The sequence below is a fragment of the Mesorhizobium sp. ESP-6-4 genome, from assembly GCF_020164735.1.
Lineage (GTDB): Bacteria > Pseudomonadota > Alphaproteobacteria > Rhizobiales > Rhizobiaceae > Mesorhizobium.
Window position 1 is genome coordinate 26,309 of sequence record NZ_JAIUGS010000028.1, and the last position, 15,407, is coordinate 41,715.

Annotated in this window: 15 protein-coding genes and 1 tRNA gene; 8 read left to right on the forward strand and 8 right to left on the reverse strand. The window is 63.5% G+C overall.

Annotation, left to right across the window (positions count from 1 at the left end; genetic code table 11):
• The first annotated feature begins 1 nt into the window (after window position 1).
• The 5 genes from LB523_RS27965 (at window position 2) to LB523_RS27985 (ending at window position 5,647) form a co-directional block, all read left to right on the forward strand.
• Window positions 2-1,132 (forward strand): glycosyltransferase family 4 protein, encoded by a 1,131-nt coding sequence (locus LB523_RS27965; RefSeq protein WP_224609129.1) that lies wholly within the window; start codon window positions 2-4, stop codon window positions 1,130-1,132.
• Between the two features lie 96 nt (window positions 1,133-1,228).
• Window positions 1,229-2,764 carry an undecaprenyl-phosphate glucose phosphotransferase gene (locus tag LB523_RS27970; protein ID WP_140842742.1) on the forward strand — a complete coding sequence of 512 codons (1,536 nt, stop codon included), beginning with the start codon at window positions 1,229-1,231 and terminating at the stop codon, window positions 2,762-2,764.
• The gene (locus LB523_RS27975; protein ID WP_224609132.1) at window positions 2,761-4,047 is read left to right on the forward strand and encodes an O-antigen ligase family protein; all 1,287 of its coding nucleotides are present in this window, start codon (window positions 2,761-2,763) and stop codon (window positions 4,045-4,047) included. The genes LB523_RS27970 and LB523_RS27975 overlap by 4 nt, the downstream gene beginning before the upstream one ends.
• A 37-nt stretch (window positions 4,048-4,084) precedes the next feature.
• A tRNA-Pro gene (locus tag LB523_RS27980) sits at window positions 4,085-4,161 on the forward strand.
• A 415-nt stretch (window positions 4,162-4,576) separates the two neighbouring features.
• On the forward strand, window positions 4,577-5,647 hold the full coding sequence (locus LB523_RS27985; protein ID WP_224609135.1) for an acyltransferase family protein: 1,071 nt from the start codon (window positions 4,577-4,579) through the stop codon (window positions 5,645-5,647).
• Window position 5,648: 1 nt separating this feature from the next.
• Here LB523_RS27985 and LB523_RS27990 read toward each other — a convergent pair whose 3' ends face one another.
• On the reverse strand, window positions 5,649-6,662 hold the full coding sequence (locus LB523_RS27990; protein ID WP_095767893.1) for a sugar-binding transcriptional regulator: 1,014 nt from the start codon (window positions 6,660-6,662) through the stop codon (window positions 5,649-5,651).
• A gap of 153 nt (window positions 6,663-6,815) precedes the next feature.
• On the opposite strand from LB523_RS27990, the gene LB523_RS27995 reads away from it, so the two are divergent.
• Window positions 6,816-7,598, forward strand: coding sequence for a hypothetical protein (locus tag LB523_RS27995; RefSeq protein ID WP_224609138.1), 783 nt, complete (start codon window positions 6,816-6,818; stop codon window positions 7,596-7,598).
• A 17-nt stretch (window positions 7,599-7,615) separates the two neighbouring features.
• On the opposite strand, the gene ptsP is transcribed toward LB523_RS27995, so the two are convergent.
• From ptsP to LB523_RS28020, 5 genes are read right to left on the reverse strand one after another with little or no spacing between them, the layout of a single operon-like run.
• The gene (ptsP, locus tag LB523_RS28000) at window positions 7,616-9,601 is read right to left on the reverse strand and encodes a phosphoenolpyruvate--protein phosphotransferase (protein WP_224609141.1); all 1,986 of its coding nucleotides are present in this window, start codon (window positions 9,599-9,601) and stop codon (window positions 7,616-7,618) included.
• Between the two features lie 47 nt (window positions 9,602-9,648).
• Window positions 9,649-10,029, reverse strand: coding sequence for a PTS glucitol/sorbitol transporter subunit IIA (locus tag LB523_RS28005; RefSeq protein ID WP_224530611.1), 381 nt, complete (start codon window positions 10,027-10,029; stop codon window positions 9,649-9,651).
• Window positions 10,030-10,055: 26 nt separating this feature from the next.
• Entirely contained in the window at window positions 10,056-11,060 is a 1,005-nt protein-coding gene (locus LB523_RS28010; protein WP_224609144.1) for a PTS glucitol/sorbitol transporter subunit IIB, read from the reverse strand.
• A 15-nt stretch (window positions 11,061-11,075) separates the two neighbouring features.
• Window positions 11,076-11,843, reverse strand: coding sequence for a PTS glucitol/sorbitol transporter subunit IIC (locus LB523_RS28015; protein ID WP_042643976.1), 768 nt, complete (start codon window positions 11,841-11,843; stop codon window positions 11,076-11,078).
• Window positions 11,844-11,895: 52 nt separating this feature from the next.
• Window positions 11,896-12,333: a transcriptional regulator GutM gene (locus tag LB523_RS28020; protein ID WP_095767894.1), complete on the reverse strand. Its 438-nt coding sequence runs from the start codon at window positions 12,331-12,333 to the stop codon at window positions 11,896-11,898.
• A gap of 189 nt (window positions 12,334-12,522) precedes the next feature.
• On the opposite strand from LB523_RS28020, the gene LB523_RS28025 reads away from it, so the two are divergent.
• Both LB523_RS28025 and LB523_RS28030 read left to right on the forward strand, forming a co-directional pair.
• On the forward strand, window positions 12,523-13,164 hold the full coding sequence (locus LB523_RS28025; RefSeq protein WP_140541309.1) for a hypothetical protein: 642 nt from the start codon (window positions 12,523-12,525) through the stop codon (window positions 13,162-13,164).
• 90 nt (window positions 13,165-13,254) lie between these two features.
• Complete coding sequence (locus tag LB523_RS28030) at window positions 13,255-13,926, forward strand: HAD family hydrolase (RefSeq protein ID WP_224609148.1); 672 nt, start codon at window positions 13,255-13,257, stop codon at window positions 13,924-13,926.
• 1 nt (window position 13,927) lies between these two features.
• Here LB523_RS28030 and LB523_RS28035 read toward each other — a convergent pair whose 3' ends face one another.
• Together LB523_RS28035 and LB523_RS28040 are read right to left on the reverse strand one after the other, a co-directional pair.
• The gene (locus LB523_RS28035; protein WP_224609151.1) at window positions 13,928-15,094 is read right to left on the reverse strand and encodes a DUF930 domain-containing protein; all 1,167 of its coding nucleotides are present in this window, start codon (window positions 15,092-15,094) and stop codon (window positions 13,928-13,930) included.
• A 136-nt stretch (window positions 15,095-15,230) separates the two neighbouring features.
• The coding region (locus tag LB523_RS28040; RefSeq protein ID WP_224609159.1) for a 2-oxo acid dehydrogenase subunit E2 at window positions 15,231-15,407 on the reverse strand (177 nt) is incomplete at its 5' end.

Here is a 15,407-nt window from a genome sequence, read left to right on the forward strand (position 1 = left end):
CGTGGCGGTGAACCTCAGGATCGTGCACTGCTTTCGCTCACCTGTCGGAGGAATCTTCCGGCACGTGCGCGACCTGACCGAGGCGCAGGTCGCCGCCGGCCATGCGGTGGGAATCGTCTGCGACTCGACCACCGGCGGCGACTATGAGGAGCGCTTGTTCGAGGCGATGAAGGACAGCCTCGCGCTCGGCATCCATCGCACGCCGATGCAGCGTCATGTCGGGCCGGGCGACCTCGCCTCGGCCTGGCGTACCTATCGAATCATCCAGGAATTGCGGCCGGACGTGCTGCACGGGCACGGCGCCAAGGGTGGCGCCTATGCCCGGCTGTTCGGCTCACTGTTGCGGGTATCAAGGTTTCGCGTTGCCCGCCTCTATTCGCCGCATGGCGGCTCCCTCCACTATGACGAAACGACGGCGATGGGGAAGCTGTTCTTCGGCCTGGAGCGCTTCATGGCGCGCTTCACCGATTGCCTGCTGTTCGTTTCCGACTACGAGCGCAACACCTATCGCCGCAAGGTCGGCGAGCCGCCCATACCCAACACGCTTGTCTATAACGGCCTGCGCGCCGCCGAATTCGAACCGGTGACGACGGCAGCGAATGCCGCCGATTTCCTGTACATCGGCATGATGCGCGACCTGAAGGGCCCGGATATCTTCATCGATGCGCTGGCTATGGCCGGCGACGAGCTCGGACGCCCCTTAAGCGCCGTGATGGTCGGCGACGGCGACGACCTGCCGCGCTACCACGCGCAAGTGGAGCGACTCGGCCTGAAAAGCCACGTCCGATTCCTGCCGCCCATGCCGGCGAGACAGGCTTTCGCTCTGGCCGAGTTGATTGTGGTGCCATCCCGCGCGGAGGCGATGCCCTATATCGTGCTCGAAGCCTTAGCCGCTGGCATGCCGATGATCGCGACCGCTGTCGGAGGCATTCCGGAAATTTTCGGCGAAGGCTCCCCTGCCCTGATCCGCCCCGACGCATCCCAGCTCGCCGCCAAAATGGGGGCGGCGCTCAGCGACTTTGACGGCTATCGAAAACTGATGCCGCAAGCCGATGAGCTGAAGGCCCGATTCGGTGCTGACGTCATGGCCGCCGATATCGAGAAGGCCTATTTCGCGGCACTGAACAAATAGGCCGCGGGCCGCAACAACTCCAAAACCACCGGTTGTTTCAAGGCTTTCTTAGCTCTCTTTTGCTATGCAGTTGCGCGAAGCTCGCGGACAGTTCCCATGAATGAGATCGACCCCGCGCACCGCTTTTCCATGGATGCGGTGCGCAACTACGATGCTCCCGCCGATGGCGAAAAGCCTGGCGGCATCAACGATGTGGCGCGCCAGGTCGCTTCGCAATACCGGCGTGATACCATGTCGCCGATCATGGTCAGCGGCGTGCTGCGCATGGTCGAGTTCGCGATGCTGTTCCTGTCTGGGCTCGGCGTCTATTTCTACTATGTCGGCTTCTTCAGCTATCTGGCCTGGCAATATCCGTTGGCGATCGCGGCTACGTCGTTCCTGGCCGTGGTGCTGCTCGACGTGACCGATTGCTACCAGATCGCGGCGCTGATGCGCCCCCTCGCGAATTTCGGCCGCGTGCTGCTGGTCTGGGCCGGCAGCTTCGCGCTGATGGCGCTCACCGCCTTCGCCATCAAGGCGTCGGAAGACTATTCGCGTCTGTTGTTCGGCACCTGGTTCGTGGCCGGCTTCGCGCTGATCTTCGGCCTGAGACTCGTGATGTCCAGCCTCATCCGGCGCTGGGCGCGCGACGGCCGCATGGAGCGCCGCGCGCTCATCGTCGGCGGCGGCAAGGCGGCCGAGCAGCTGATCCGCTCGGTCGAGAAGCAGCCCTACAACGACATCCGCATCTGCGGCATCTTCGACGACCGCAACGACAAGCGCTCGCCGCCGATCGTCGCCGGCTATCCGAAGCTCGGCACCATCTCCGAGCTCATCGAATTCGCCCGGATCGCGCGCATCGACATGCTGATCGTCTCGTTGCCACTGACCGCCGAATCGCGCGTCCTGCAGCTTCTGAAGAAACTCTGGGTGCTGCCGGTCGATATCCGGCTTTCGGCACATTCCAACGCGCTGCAGTTCCGGCCGCGTGCCTATTCCTATATCGGCTCGGTGCCGATGCTCGACATCTTCGACAAGCCGATCAACGACTGGGACTCGGTCGCCAAGCGCGCCTTCGACATCGTCTTTTCACTCATCGGGATCATCGTCTTCTCGCCGGTGATGCTCGTCACCGCGATCGCGATCAAGCTCGACAGCAAGGGTCCGGTGCTGTTCAAGCAGAAACGGCACGGCTTCAACAACGAGATCATCGAAGTCTACAAGTTCCGGTCGATGTTCACCGACCGGTCCGATCCGACCGCCAAGCAGACGGTGACCAAGAACGATCCGCGCGTCACCCGCGTCGGCCGCTTCATCCGCAAGACCTCGATCGACGAGCTGCCGCAGTTCTTCAACTCGCTGTTCGGCTCGCTGTCGCTGGTTGGGCCGCGCCCGCATGCCATCGCCGCGCAGTCGCACAACCTGCTCTACAACGAGGTGGTGGACGGCTACTTCGCCCGCCACAAGGTCAAGCCCGGCGTCACCGGCTGGGCGCAGATCAACGGCTGGCGCGGCGAGATGGACACCAACGAAAAGATCCGCATGCGCACCGAATACGACCTCTATTACATCGAGAACTGGTCGATGCTGTTCGACCTGCGCATCCTGTTCCTGACACCGATCCGCCTGCTCAACACGGAAAACGCCTATTGAGCGCCATCGCCAGTGAATTGCCGCCGCGGGCGGTCAACGCCAAGTTGATCTCGCTGATCGCATCGGCTGCGATCGGCGTCGGCATCCTGCTTTCCGGCTTCGTCATCAGCGAGCCGGCGCCTTATGAAATCTACATGGCCGGGCTGATCGCAGTCTGGGCGCTGTTCGGCCTTCGAATCTCGCGCGCGATCGTGCCCCTGCTGGTGCTTCTGGTGGCGATGAACATCGGCGGCATGATCGCGATGACCCAGATGGCCGACCTCGCCAACACCCCGCTCTATCTCTCCGTCTCCCTTTTTTTGGCCTTCAGTGCGGTGTTCTTCGCTTCGGTGACCTCGGTCCAACCCAGCCTCTACCGGCTGATCTTCATCGCCTACGTCGTGTCGGCCGTGGCGACGTCGCTGCTCGGCATCGCCGGTTATTTCCATGCCTTTCCGGGCGCGGAAATGTTCACCAAATACGACCGCGCCGCCGGCGCCTTCCAGGACCCGAACGTGTTCGGCCCATTCCTGGTGCTGCCCGGCACCTACCTGCTCTATCTGCTCTTGACCGGTCCGGTGTCGCGGATGCCGCTTCTGGCGGTGCCGCTGCTCATCATCACCGCCGGCATCTTCTTCTCGTTCTCGCGCGGCGCCTGGGGCATGTTTGCCGTGTCGGCGGTGCTGCTCACCGCCTGCCTCTTCCTGCAGAGCGCCAGTGGCAAGTTCCGGCTGCGCGTGGTGGTGATGACGATCGCTGCCGCGGCGCTGCTGGTCATCGCCCTCATCGTCATCCTGCAGTTACCCGGCGTGTCGGACATGTTCACACAGCGCGCGCAGCTTGAGCAGAGCTATGATTCGGCGCGGCTCGGCCGCTTCGCCCGCTATTCGATCGGCTTCCAGCTGGCGATGGAGCACCCGTTCGGCATCGGCCCGCTGGTCTTCGGCACGATCTATGGCGAGGACACGCACGACATCTGGCTGAAGGCGCTGATGGATTATGGCTGGCTCGGCTTCGTCTCGTTCCTGACGCTGACGCTATGGACGATCGGCGCCGGCTTCCGCATCCTTCTGCGCGACCGGCCGTGGCAGCCCTATCTGCTCTGCGCCTATGTCGCCTATCTCGGCAATATCGGCCTCGGCACCTTCATCGACATCGACCACTGGCGCCATCTCTATTTGCTGCTCGGCCTGGTCTGGGGCGCGATCGCGCTGGAGTACCGGCACCAGCGGGAATTGCGGCTGGCGAGGTCTGCATCCCTTGCCTGCAATTTCACCTTTGCGATAGGCACCGAATTCGGTTGACCCGCACCGCCTTATCACGATACATCGCCACCCGGTCCGGAGTGTAGCGCAGCCCGGTAGCGCACTTGACTGGGGGTCAAGGGGTCGTCGGTTCGAATCCGGCCACTCCGACCATTTGAAAGAGAACTTCCCCCCAAGTTCTTAGGTTGAGCCGAAGGCTTCCGCTCCTTGGGCAACCGTTTGGTCCAAAAACAGCTTCTCGTTTTTTAGAGTAGTTCCGCGACTTGTCGGCAGAAGCTTGGGGGCTGTCACGCGAGCGGAAGATCTATCTGGCCAGGAGGCCGAAGAACAAGAAGATCGTTGTCCGTCCGCCAGTGGGGCATGCGGTGCGCTTCTTCATCGGCGATCAGAATCGTCGACGCAGTCACGTGCCTGGCGCCGAGCAGCGCCTCGGTTCTCCCCCATGGCGCCGGGCGCTGACACCGGCGTGGAGCGTTAACGGATTTGTTAATGCGGCTCGGCGTATAGGATTCCACGCAGTATCGACAGTTCTGAGCACCGCTTCGCGCTTACAGCAACGGCACTCTGTATGAAACCGAAGCCTTCTTCAGCGGGATCGAGCCTCACACAGCTGACCAGCTTGCGATTTTTCGCCGCTCTCTATGTGCTTGCCTTCCACTCGGCAGACATTGACGGAGCGCCGCCCCCGATCGCCAATTTTGTGCAGAACGGCTATCTGGGCGTCTCGTTCTTCTTCCTGCTGTCCGGCTTCATTCTCACCCATTCCTACTTCGACAAGATGTCTGACTGGTACGAGATCCGACAGTTCGCCTTAGCGAGGTTTTCCAGAATTTATCCAATCTATCTCCTTGCCCTCATTGTGGCTTTGCCGCTGACAAGCATGCCCTTGGATCACCCGCTTGCATCACTGGCGACACTTGGCCTTGTTCAGGCATGGGGCGGACCAACGACAATGCTCGGATTCTTCTGGAATCCTCCGGGTTGGACACTCTCGATCGAGTTCTTTTTCTATCTTGTGTTCCCGTTATTGCTTCCCGTCCTTTCAAGGCTTACGGGCGGAGTCCTGTGGATCAGCCTGGCAGCTTTGGTGCTGATTTTCGTAGTTATGTGTCTGCCGGGTCTCGGACCGACCGGCTACCTTGCGTTCGGCTGGATGAAGCTGGTGCCTCTCCCGCTGCTGAGGCTGCCCGAATTCATGACCGGCATCATTTGCGCTCTGCTGTTTAGGACCGGCGCGTTCGATCGCTTCCGCAGCGACCGGGCAGCCATTCTGGCCATGGCGTTCACGGTTGCCACGCTTGTCGCGACACGCATGGTGACGACAGGGGGTTTCGCGGCGATCGGCTTTGTCGCGCTGATTGCGACATGCGCCGTGAATGACGGCAAGACCCAACGCGTGCTGTCGTACAAGCCGCTCGTGCTGCTGGGCAATGCAAGCTATGCCCTCTACATCCTGCAAATCCCGGTGCGAAAGTGGATTCCGGTGCTGTTCACCGGAGAATGGGATTGGGTCGGAAGTCTTTTGTACCAGCCTTTGCTGGTCGTTATCTCGGTCGTCGTTTTCATTCTGGTGGAGGAACCTGCCCGCAAGCACCTGCGCTCCTCAATTCCGCAGCGAGCGAGCACTTCCGTCGCATGATTCAAGCGCCATGCGCCGCGAGCATGCGGCGTGCGCTTTCCTCGTCGGTGATCAGGATGGTCGGCGCAATCAGGTTCATGGCGCCGAGCAGCGCCTCGGTCTTTTCCGCGCCGCCGGAGGTAAGGATGCGGATCGGCGCCTTGCGCAGGCGGTCGACATCCACCGACATCACATGGCTGTTGACGGGATGGTCGACCAGATCGCCATTGCGGTCATAGAAATGGAACAGGAGATCGCCAACGGCGCCGCGCGCAAGCAGCGCCTCGCGGTCCGCTTCCTTCAGGAAGCCGCCGCGCGAGAAGGTGGTGGCCGAAGCGATGCCGCCGACGCTGAGCAGCACGGCGTCGAGCGCATCGGCCATCTCGAAAATCTCCTGCAGGCCGCAGCGCTCGACCAGCGCGATTTTTGTCTCGACGCTGTCCACGACCGCAGGCGTCGGCATCAGATAGCCGTCACCCTGGAATATCTGGGCGAAGCGCCAGGCGAACTCGGCCGGGTTGACCCGGCGCGCGACGCCGACGCCGCCAAGCAGCGAAATCACGCTGAAATCGGTTAGCGATTTGGCGCTGATGAAGGGCAAGGTGTTGAACAGCGTCACGCCCCAGCCGACGCCGACCCGCATGCCGGATTTCATCGCGTCGGACAGGAACATGCCGGTCTTGGCGGCGATTGCCGGGATCGGGTCGGCATTGGGATCGGTGAGCGGCGCCACCAGCGCCTGCTGTAGTCCGAAGGTCTGTTCGAGCGCGCGCTCCAGCCGCACGATCTCCAAAAGCTCGCTCTCGATGGTGATCTTCACCTCGTTGCGTGCCCTCGCCTCGGCCAGCATGCGCACGATGGTGACGCGGCCGACGCCGAGCACGTCGGCGATCTCGTTTTGCGTCATCTGCTCGACGAAATACATCCAGGCGGCGCGGATCCTGAGGCGGTCGGTCCGGCTTTCGCTGACGACCTGCTCGGATGCCTCGGCCGCCGCCCTGCCGTTTTCGGATTCACCCTGCCGTCGCCTGCCCAAATTCCCCTCCAACCCCGGCGGTGACACTGCCGTCGCCGATTCTGCATGCTGGTTAAATATCGCCTATTGATCTACCAATCGAGACGAACAATCTAGAGAGGGCGGCTGGCGCCCAAAGCCGTGACAGGCTTCAGCATTTCGAGGCAATTGGCGATGCTGCGACAAATATCCGAAGACGTCCGCGCCAACCTGAAGGACCGGCTTCGGGAACTGCGCGACGCCATCCGCCAGAACCGCCACGACAGCGCCGGCGACCTCGCGCACGATATCGCCGGCAATTTGCCTCCCTTCCCGGGCCGCAGCCTGCTCGGCCACGCCGCGAGCGCCGTCGACGAGGCGCTGACGATTGCCGAATCCTTCGTACCGCATTCCCGGCCGCTCAAGGTCGACGGCACGACCGTCAAAAGCCTGCGGATCTATTTCCCGCATGGCGATGAAGACCGGCAGATCGGCGGCGAGCGTCAGTTCAGGCGCGACATGTATTATCTGACCCGCGCGGTCCTCGCCGGCTACGGCATCGACAATCCGCGCGTCCACGAGGCGAGTTTTTCCGCCGTGCATGTCGCGATGCGCAAGCGCCACGCGAATCTCCTGGCTGGCGCGACGGCGGATGCGGCATCGACGGACCAGGTCGCGGCGGCCTGTGCGGCTCTGCTCGTCGAATGCCTCAACCACCGTCCGGTTCAGCCTGGCGAGATCGGCACAGGCCCGGCGATAGCCGGCGACCGGTCTCTCGACATCAGGTGCCTTGCGCCTGTGGCGCTTGCCTGCGGACTGGCGACCAGGGCGGACGGAACGCCCGAGCCCGACATTCTCGAGATCGCGGAGCTGGCTGCCGAAGTGCGGAAGGACCGCATCCGACAGGCCTGTGCCCAGCCCAATGCCATCCAGGAACTGACACCGGTTCTCGCCACCCTGCTCGCGCATCTAGCGTAACCGCCGCGAATTATCCGCTACCGTTCGGCCGCCATGGCCGCGATGGTCTTCTTGGCGCGCTGGATCGAGGCCGGGCTCATGCTGAGCTCGGTCAGGCCCATCCCGATGAAGGTGGGGATCAGGTCCGGACGGCCGGCGGCCTCGCCGCACATGCCCACCATGATGCCGGCGGCGACACCCGCCTTCGCCGTCAGCTCGATCGCCGACATCACGGCCGGATTGGTGACGTCGTTGAGCTTGGCGACCGTCGGATTGAGACGGTCGGCGGCCATGATGTACTGGGTCAGGTCGTTGGTGCCGATCGAAAAGAATGCCACCTCCTTCGCCAGCGCGGGCGCGATCAGCACGGCGGCTGGCGTCTCGATCATCACGCCGAGGTCGAAGCTCGCATGCGGCACGCCTTCGGCCTTCAATTCAGCCGCGCATTCGTCGACCAGCGCGCGCGTGCGCGTGACCTCCGCGATCTCCGAGACCATCGGCAGCATCACCTTGATATTACCGTGGACGGCGGCGCGCAACAGCGCCCGCAGCTGCTTCTTGAAGATGTCGGGGCGGTCCAGGCACATGCGGATGCCGCGCCAGCCGAGGAAGGGATTCTCCTCGTCCGGAAATTCGATGCCGGCGATCGGCTTGTCGCCGCCGATGTCGAGCGTGCGCACGATGACCGGATGCGGCGCGAAGGCCTTGGCCAGCGCGCTGTAGGTTTCGGCCTGCATCTCTTCCGACGGCAGATGCATGTGGCGCATGAAGAGCAGTTCGGTTCGGAACAGGCCGACGCCCATGGCACCTGCTTCCTGCGCCGCCTCGATCTCCTCCAGCGAGCCGATATTGGCCGCGACCTCGATCACCGTGCCGTCGGCGCGCGTCGGCGTCACGCCTTTGAACACTTTCAGCCCGGCGCGCTCCTGCGCGGCAGCCTCGACGCGCCGGGTGAAGTCAGCCTGCGCGGTCTCGTCAGGGTCGACGATCACATGCCCGGCACTGCCGTCGATAGCCACCTCTTTGGCGGTTCGCAGCTCGTTGACCTTGTCGCCCAGACCGAGCACCGCCGGGATGCCGTGCGAGCGGGCGATGATGGCAATGTGCGAGGTGGCGCCGCCATGGCCGCAGACCACGCCGCCGATGCGCTTCAGCGGCGCGCGCGCCAGATCCCAGGCGCCGATGTCGTCGGCAATCAGGATCGCGCCCTGCGGGATGGTTTCCAGGCTGACTTCGTCCTGGCCGAGCAGCGCCAGGCAGATCTGCCTGCCGACGGCATTGACGTCGTCGGCCCGGGCGTTGAGATAGTGGTCGTCGACCGCGCTGAAATCGGCGGCAATGGTGGCCGCCGCGCCAATGACGGCGGACACCGCGTCATCGCCTTCCTTGATCAGCTTCTCCGCCTCGCCGGTCAGGCTGTCGTCGGCGGCGATGTCGCGCAAAGCGGCGACGATGCCGCGGTCGCCAGCGGAGAGATTGTTCTCGGCGAGCGTGCGGTCCATGCGCGCCTGGACGCTGGCGACGGCGCCGCGGAAGCGCTCGAGCTCGCCGTCGATCTCATCGGCCGGCAGGCGTCTGCCCGGTCCCTCGATCTCCGGCGGGAAATGGGCAAAGGCCGGCCCGATCGCCACGCCCTCGCTTGCGGCGACGCCTTGAAGTTTCGGGGTTCCATCCACCGCTGCGGCAGAAGGCTGCGCGGCCTCACGAGCGGGCGCCGGGGCTGCGGCTTGCGAGCCCTCATCACCCGCCTCGCCCTCGTCGTCGAGGCCGGCGCGCGGGTTCTCAAGATAGCCGATCAGCGCCTCAATCGCCTCGATCGCGTCGGCGCCGTTGGCACGCACGGTGACTTCCTGGTTTTCCTTGACCGCCAGGAGCATCAGCTTGACCGAGCTCTTGGCGCTGACCGCCTTGCCATCCTTGACCAGCTCTACGTCGGATTCGAAACCCTTGGCGAGCTTCACGAACCGCGTGGCGGGACGGGCGTGCAAACCTTCGTGCACTCTGACGATGGTCGAGCGTTCCATGGCAATACTCTAGGTTTGGGCGCCGTCGACAGACAGCGCGGATATTATCAGGCGGCGATGGTGATGACAGCGCCTGGCGTCAGCGCCGCCACGAGCGCCCCGGTGTCGACCTCGGATGCGCAAACCTCGCCCGGCCTTTCGGCCTCGGATGCTCCGTTGAAGGAGATCACGACATGACCCATTTCCCGGACCTTGCTCCAGGCCGTGGAGCCGACCGCCGTTATCGTCGCCGAAACCGGTCCGAGCGTAATCGACGCGCCCTTTTGCGGCGCGTCGTCACTAGGCCCCTGCTCTGCCAAGTGCAGCACCGATACTTCGGCGAGTTCAGGAGGCGAGCCATCCGCGAACAGGATGACCACGCCGCCTTCGGCGAGGTCCGCCACTTCGGGTCCGACAGCAGTAACCCGTGTCTTGAGAAGAACCGACATATGGCGAACCTCGTTGTTACGCGTTTTTAGAACACGATCAGGGAGACGATCCATGCGATCAGCACGGAGACCGGCCCCATGATCTGGCGGCTGATGAGCACCGCCGGCACGCCGATCTCGATCGTCTTCGGCTTGGCTTCTCCGAGCGCCAGACCGACGGGAACGAAGTCGCAGCCCACTTGGGTGTTGTAGGCAAACAACGCCGGCAAAGCCATTGCTGGCGAGATGGTGCCGTTGGCGATCTGCGGCCCGATGATGGCGACGCCGATGACCTGGGCGATGACCGCGCCTGGGCCAAGGATGGGCGACAGGAACGGCAGGCCGCAGATGGCCGAGATGACCAGCAGGCCGACGATGTTGTTGGCCAAGGGTCCCATCGGCTGTGCCAGCACGTCGCCGATGCCGGTGTAGAGGATCAGGCCGATCAGCATGGTCACGAAGGCCATGAAGGGCAGCACGTTGCGGATAACCTGATCGATGGTGCGGCGGCCGGAGTTGAAGAAGATGCCGACGACACGGCCCATGACGCGGCCGATGGAGCTGATCAGGCCGATAAGCCCGCCCTCGTTCGGCAGCGGCTCGGCCGCTCTGGCAGTGGTGTTGTTGCTTGAACTCATCGATGCTGCTCCCCCCGCAGTGGTGACCGCTTCGGATCCGTCCGCCATTGTGACGTTGGCCGGCTTCACGCCCGAAACGTAGATGTCTTCCGTGATGAACTGGGCGAGCGGACCCGCCTGGCCGACCGGTGTCAGATTGACGGTCGGGATACGCTTGCGCGGATAGACGCCGCAGCGCGCGGTGCCGCCGCAGTCGACGACGACGACCGCCATCTCGCTTTCGATCGGCGGCGCCTTGAAGCCGTCGACCGCTTCGGCGCCGGTCATGTCGGCGATAAGCTGCGCCACCGGATGAATGCCGCCACCGGTTACCGACACGACCTTGCTGCGCTGCTCGGTCGGCTCGATGACCAGCGGGCCGCCCCAACCGGTGGAGCCCTTCGAGATCTTTACTGCCTTGTATGTCTTGGCCATGGTGTCCTCCCGTCCTTAGAGCTCGACGCCCTGGCGGCGTGCCATGATGGCCGTGATGCGTTCGGTCAGGATGCCCTTGAGGAGGATGACGACGAGGCCGACGATGGCGTACCAGATGGCCACCTTGACGTGATAGCCGTTGGCGATGACGCCCCGCTTCTCGAGATCGAGCAGCGCGACCAGCATGCCGCCCCAGACGAAATATTCGCCGGGGTTGATATGCGGGAACAGGCCGAGTGGCGGATGCACGTAGGACACCGCCGCGTCGTAGAAGGCAGGCTTGTGCTTTTCTTCGAGGAAGGAGCCGAAAGTGTAGGCCATCGGGTTGGTGAGGAAGAACACCGACAGGACCGGCAGCACGGTGTAGCGAGTCAGCGCGATACGGCCGGCGCCACGCGCCAGGCCGTGGACGCGTTCCTCGCCGACTAGTTCGGTGACGGCGTAGAAGGCGGTCATCAGCACGACCAGCGTCGGGATGATGCCAGTGACGAAGCCGGCGAACACTTCGCCGCCCTTCTGGAAGATACCGATGAAATACTTGCCGATCGCAGTCAGCCAGCCGAGCTGCTCTTCCTGCTGCACATTCTTCAGCTGCTCCTTGAGCTGATCGGCGGTGACCGGCGCATTGTCGGTCGTCGCCTGCGCCAGGACCACGAGATGGTCGGTGGCATGCTCGACGCCGAGCTTGCCGTGCCAGGCAGCATCCGAGACCATGGTGCCTGCGACATGCAGGTTGTGCACCGCCAGGTCGGCATGCTGCGCCAATAACGAAATTACAGACATTTCTCCTCCTTATGACCCCCGCCGGTCATTCCCAGCCGGCTGCCGGCGTCGCTTAAGCCCTTGCTACGTTCAAACCGGACAGGCCCGGCTTCTTCCCCGGCTCCGACCGCGCGCGGTCGATCTGCTCGATCGCCCGTTTCACGGCCTCGGCCACACCGGGTTCCCCCTCCCCCATGATCGCAGGGTTGGACCGGAGTCGATCGAGGGGGATGCCCTCGAATTCTTCATGTCGCTTGAACTTGGTGAGCACCGAACGGCCGCTCATGACCATCATGCGACGCACGATGAGATCGGGCGTCACGACGACGAGCGCGATGGTGCCCTTGGCGAGCCGGCCGCGGAAGTTGCCGGCTCCGACAAAGCCGTCCTTGAACTCTCCGGTGACGCCTTTGAAGACGTCCGCATAATGCCGCATCTGCAGCCAGACGCCGAGCGATTGCAGCGCCCAGACGACAAACAGCAGAAGCAGCGCCCACTGCCAGATCGCCATTTCGGTTTCCTCCCGATTCTCTTCCTCCGGCACATATTGGACGGAGGCGAGATGACCCGAAAGTGAGAACATTTGTTTCCTAGAATGTCAACATGTATTATATTAGCCGCCGTAACGCTCCACAGGCGGCTGACCGATTTCGGCAACGGCAGCGCCTGTGCTAGCCTGTCGCCAAACGGGATATGAGACATGGATCTGCCTTTCAGGCACGAACTGGCGCTTATGCCGGACCTTCGTCACCGGCTGCGGCAGCTGCGCTGGTTTCGCGCCACCTTCCGCAGCAGCGCGAAGGTGGTGTCGGAAACCTTCGGCGTTCGTTTCGAGATCGATGAGGCCAAGCTGACGCGCGCCTTTCTCGACTGGATCGACGTCATGGAGGCGCAGAAGCGATTCGCAGCTGTCGACCGCGCGGACTTCATCGTGTTCGCCGCCGGGCTGGTGCTGCGCGAGCTGATCCGCCAGGCGCCGGCGCGAGAGGTCTCCGGTCTTACCGAAATGATCGAGACGGAGGCCAATGCCGGCACGGCGGAAATCGTGCGCTTCTGGCCGGAAGGTTTTCTCTATACCAACTACTGCGTGTCGGCGATCTTGGCCGTGCACGAGCAGGAGTTCGGCACAGCGCCCAGCATCGACAAATGCGCCGACGACCTGCGCACCTGGTGGTCCTACCGCGAGAACGCGACGGAAATGCCCGCCTATGCCGTGGCCTTCCTCGACCGCTTCCTCGGCGCCGAGCCCAACTGGATCACACCCGACCGCGCGCAGTCGCGCCAGGCCATGCAGCGCGCGCTTGGATCCACGCCGGTCAGCGAGGCGCTGCGCCAGCTTTGATGGGCAGGAGATGCATCCGCCTCACTATTGAACATCTGACTTTTTATCGATAGCGATGTGCGTATTGGCACAGAGGCCGGGGAGAAGCGCGTGGCGCAACCTAGACTGATTTTTGATTGCGACGGCGTTCTCGTCGACAGCGAACCGCTGGCCGCCAAGGCCTATGAGCGCGTCTATGAGAAGCATGGCATGCCCGGCGTCCATGGCGGCATCATCGCGCAATGCATCGGCATGAAGCAGGCCGATATCATCATCAAAATCAAGGAACTGACCGGCCATCAGTTCCCGCCCACCGCCGACGGCGACATCTGGGCCGAGACCAAGCTGCTCTTTTCGGAGGAGCTGAAGCCGACACCGGGTATCCTGCCGTTCCTGAGCGCGCTTGCCGGCGACCGCTGCATCGCCTCGTCATCTTCGGTCGAACGCATCAACCACAGCCTGTGGGTGACCGGACTGTCGCGCTTCTTTGGCGAGGCGATCTTTTCCTCCTCGATGGTCAAGAACGGCAAGCCGGCGCCGGACATCTTCCTCTACGCCGCCGAGAAAATGGGCGCGAAACCCGCCGACTGCATCGTGGTCGAAGATTCGCCTTTTGGCGTCCAGGGCGCGGTTGCGGCCGGCATGATCGCGATCGGCTATACCGGCGGCGGGCATACCTATCCCGAGCACGGCGCCCGGCTGAAGGCCGCAGGCGCGGATTTCGTCTGCGCCGACTGGCACGACGTCAGCCGGCAGTTGGCCGGTCTTGGTGTCCCGGCCTGAACTAGCGGAGACTTGGGAAGCGACGCCGCGTCCACTCCCCAGGCGGGACCAATCCCCCCACGCGGAAGTTGAAGGACAGGACCCTCGTTGCATCGGCGTCGACCTCGCAGCGGAAGCTCAGATCATACCACTGGGTTGTCGTGCTGAAGGCAGCCTGCGGAGGGTTAAGAACATTGCCCTGCTTCAGGGGAATGGTCGGCAGCCATTTGGGCGAGTAATCGGCACTCTGCAATTCCTGGTTCAGAACATTGGCGCAAAGATTGGCAACGCGCTGATCGCGCGGCACGTTCTCCATCGAGCTTGTGGCAAACGCGTTGCCGGTCGCACCTGGCGAGTAAAGCTTTCTGACGCCCGGCAGGCCGGAATAGATCGGCGATCCCGCAATCTCGCTGTCGGCGGGGCTTGATCTTCCCGGGTTCCCGCTTGGCGCTCTCAGAGCTCTTGCGGATTTGAACTTCATCGCCTTGGAAGGCTTGGGCTTTGCTTTTTCGGCCGGCGCAGGCTTGTCGCCGCCCTCGGCCGTCAACGGCTTTAGTGTTTCGGCCGCTTGCTTTTTGGCGGTTTGCGGAATTGCCTCCTGCTTGTCCTGCTGCTGTTTGTCGGTGTCCTCGGTTGCCTGCTTCTCCTCGCTTTGCGCGGGTTTTTCGTCCGGCGCGGCGGCTACCTGCTTCTCTTGAGCCTTGTTGGTGTCCGCCTGCTGTTCGGGTGCCGCAGGCGGAGTAGGCTGGCTTGGCGCGGGCTGCGATGCGACAGGCGGCTTCGCGGGTTCATCCTTGGCCGGCGACGGCGCGTTGGCTGGCGCGCTGCCGCCGTCGAGGGATTTCTGCGGGCCGGTATCCTTCTCGCCATATTGGAAAACGCGCTTCAGAACCGGGATGTCCTGCGGTTTCGGCGGCTGCGGCGGCGGAGGCTTTTGCACAGCCTGCTCGGGCGGCTTTTCGGCCTTCTTTTCAGGCTTTGGCTCCGGCGGCTTTGGAGCGGGCGTTGGCTTGGGCTGCTCGGGCGGCGGCACGATCGCGACATTGACCGGCTGTTCCTGCTGGTCCGGCTGTTGCTCGGGTCTCGGCAGGCCAAAGAACAAGAACGCTGCGATCAGGGTATGCAGGAATAGCGATGCGGCCAGGGCCCATCGCCAATTCCGAAACCATTCCCGCATCTTGCCGTTCATTGCGCCCGATGTGGAACGAAATGACGGCAGCTTCAAGCACCGGGCCGGGATTTGCGCGAGCTGCCGGCCTGACAAGTCGGTGATCGCAGGGCCACGCGGCGTAAGAGCAAGCCGGATCAGCCCTGCGGGGATTGGCTTACACCAGCATGCCCATCGGGTTTTCGATCAAGCGCTTGAAGGCGCCGAGGAGTTCCGCGCCGAGCGCGCCGTCGACGGCGCGGTGATCGGTCGACAAGGTCACCGACATCACGGTGGCTATTCTGATCTCGCCCTTCTTGACCACCGCCCGCTCCTCGCCGGCGCCGACCGCCAG

Bases quoted from the DNA above. Each gene is read 5' to 3' on its own strand.
- LB523_RS28025 (WP_140541309.1), top strand. From the start codon at position 12,523: ATGGATCTGCCTTTCAGGCACGAACTGGCGCTTATGCCGGACCTTCGT.
- LB523_RS27970 (WP_140842742.1), top strand. From the start codon at position 1,229: ATGAATGAGATCGACCCCGCGCACCGCTTTTCCATGGATGCGGTGCGC.
- LB523_RS28005 (WP_224530611.1), bottom strand. From the start codon at position 10,029: ATGTCGGTTCTTCTCAAGACACGGGTTACTGCTGTCGGACCCGAAGTG.
- LB523_RS28035 (WP_224609151.1), bottom strand. From the start codon at position 15,094: ATGAACGGCAAGATGCGGGAATGGTTTCGGAATTGGCGATGGGCCCTG.
- LB523_RS27995 (WP_224609138.1), top strand. From the start codon at position 6,816: ATGCTGCGACAAATATCCGAAGACGTCCGCGCCAACCTGAAGGACCGG.
- LB523_RS28015 (WP_042643976.1), bottom strand. From the start codon at position 11,843: ATGTCTGTAATTTCGTTATTGGCGCAGCATGCCGACCTGGCGGTGCAC.
- LB523_RS28020 (WP_095767894.1), bottom strand. From the start codon at position 12,333: ATGGCGATCTGGCAGTGGGCGCTGCTTCTGCTGTTTGTCGTCTGGGCG.
- ptsP (WP_224609141.1), bottom strand. From the start codon at position 9,601: ATGGAACGCTCGACCATCGTCAGAGTGCACGAAGGTTTGCACGCCCGT.
- LB523_RS28010 (WP_224609144.1), bottom strand. From the start codon at position 11,060: ATGGCCAAGACATACAAGGCAGTAAAGATCTCGAAGGGCTCCACCGGT.
- LB523_RS27985 (WP_224609135.1), top strand. From the start codon at position 4,577: ATGAAACCGAAGCCTTCTTCAGCGGGATCGAGCCTCACACAGCTGACC.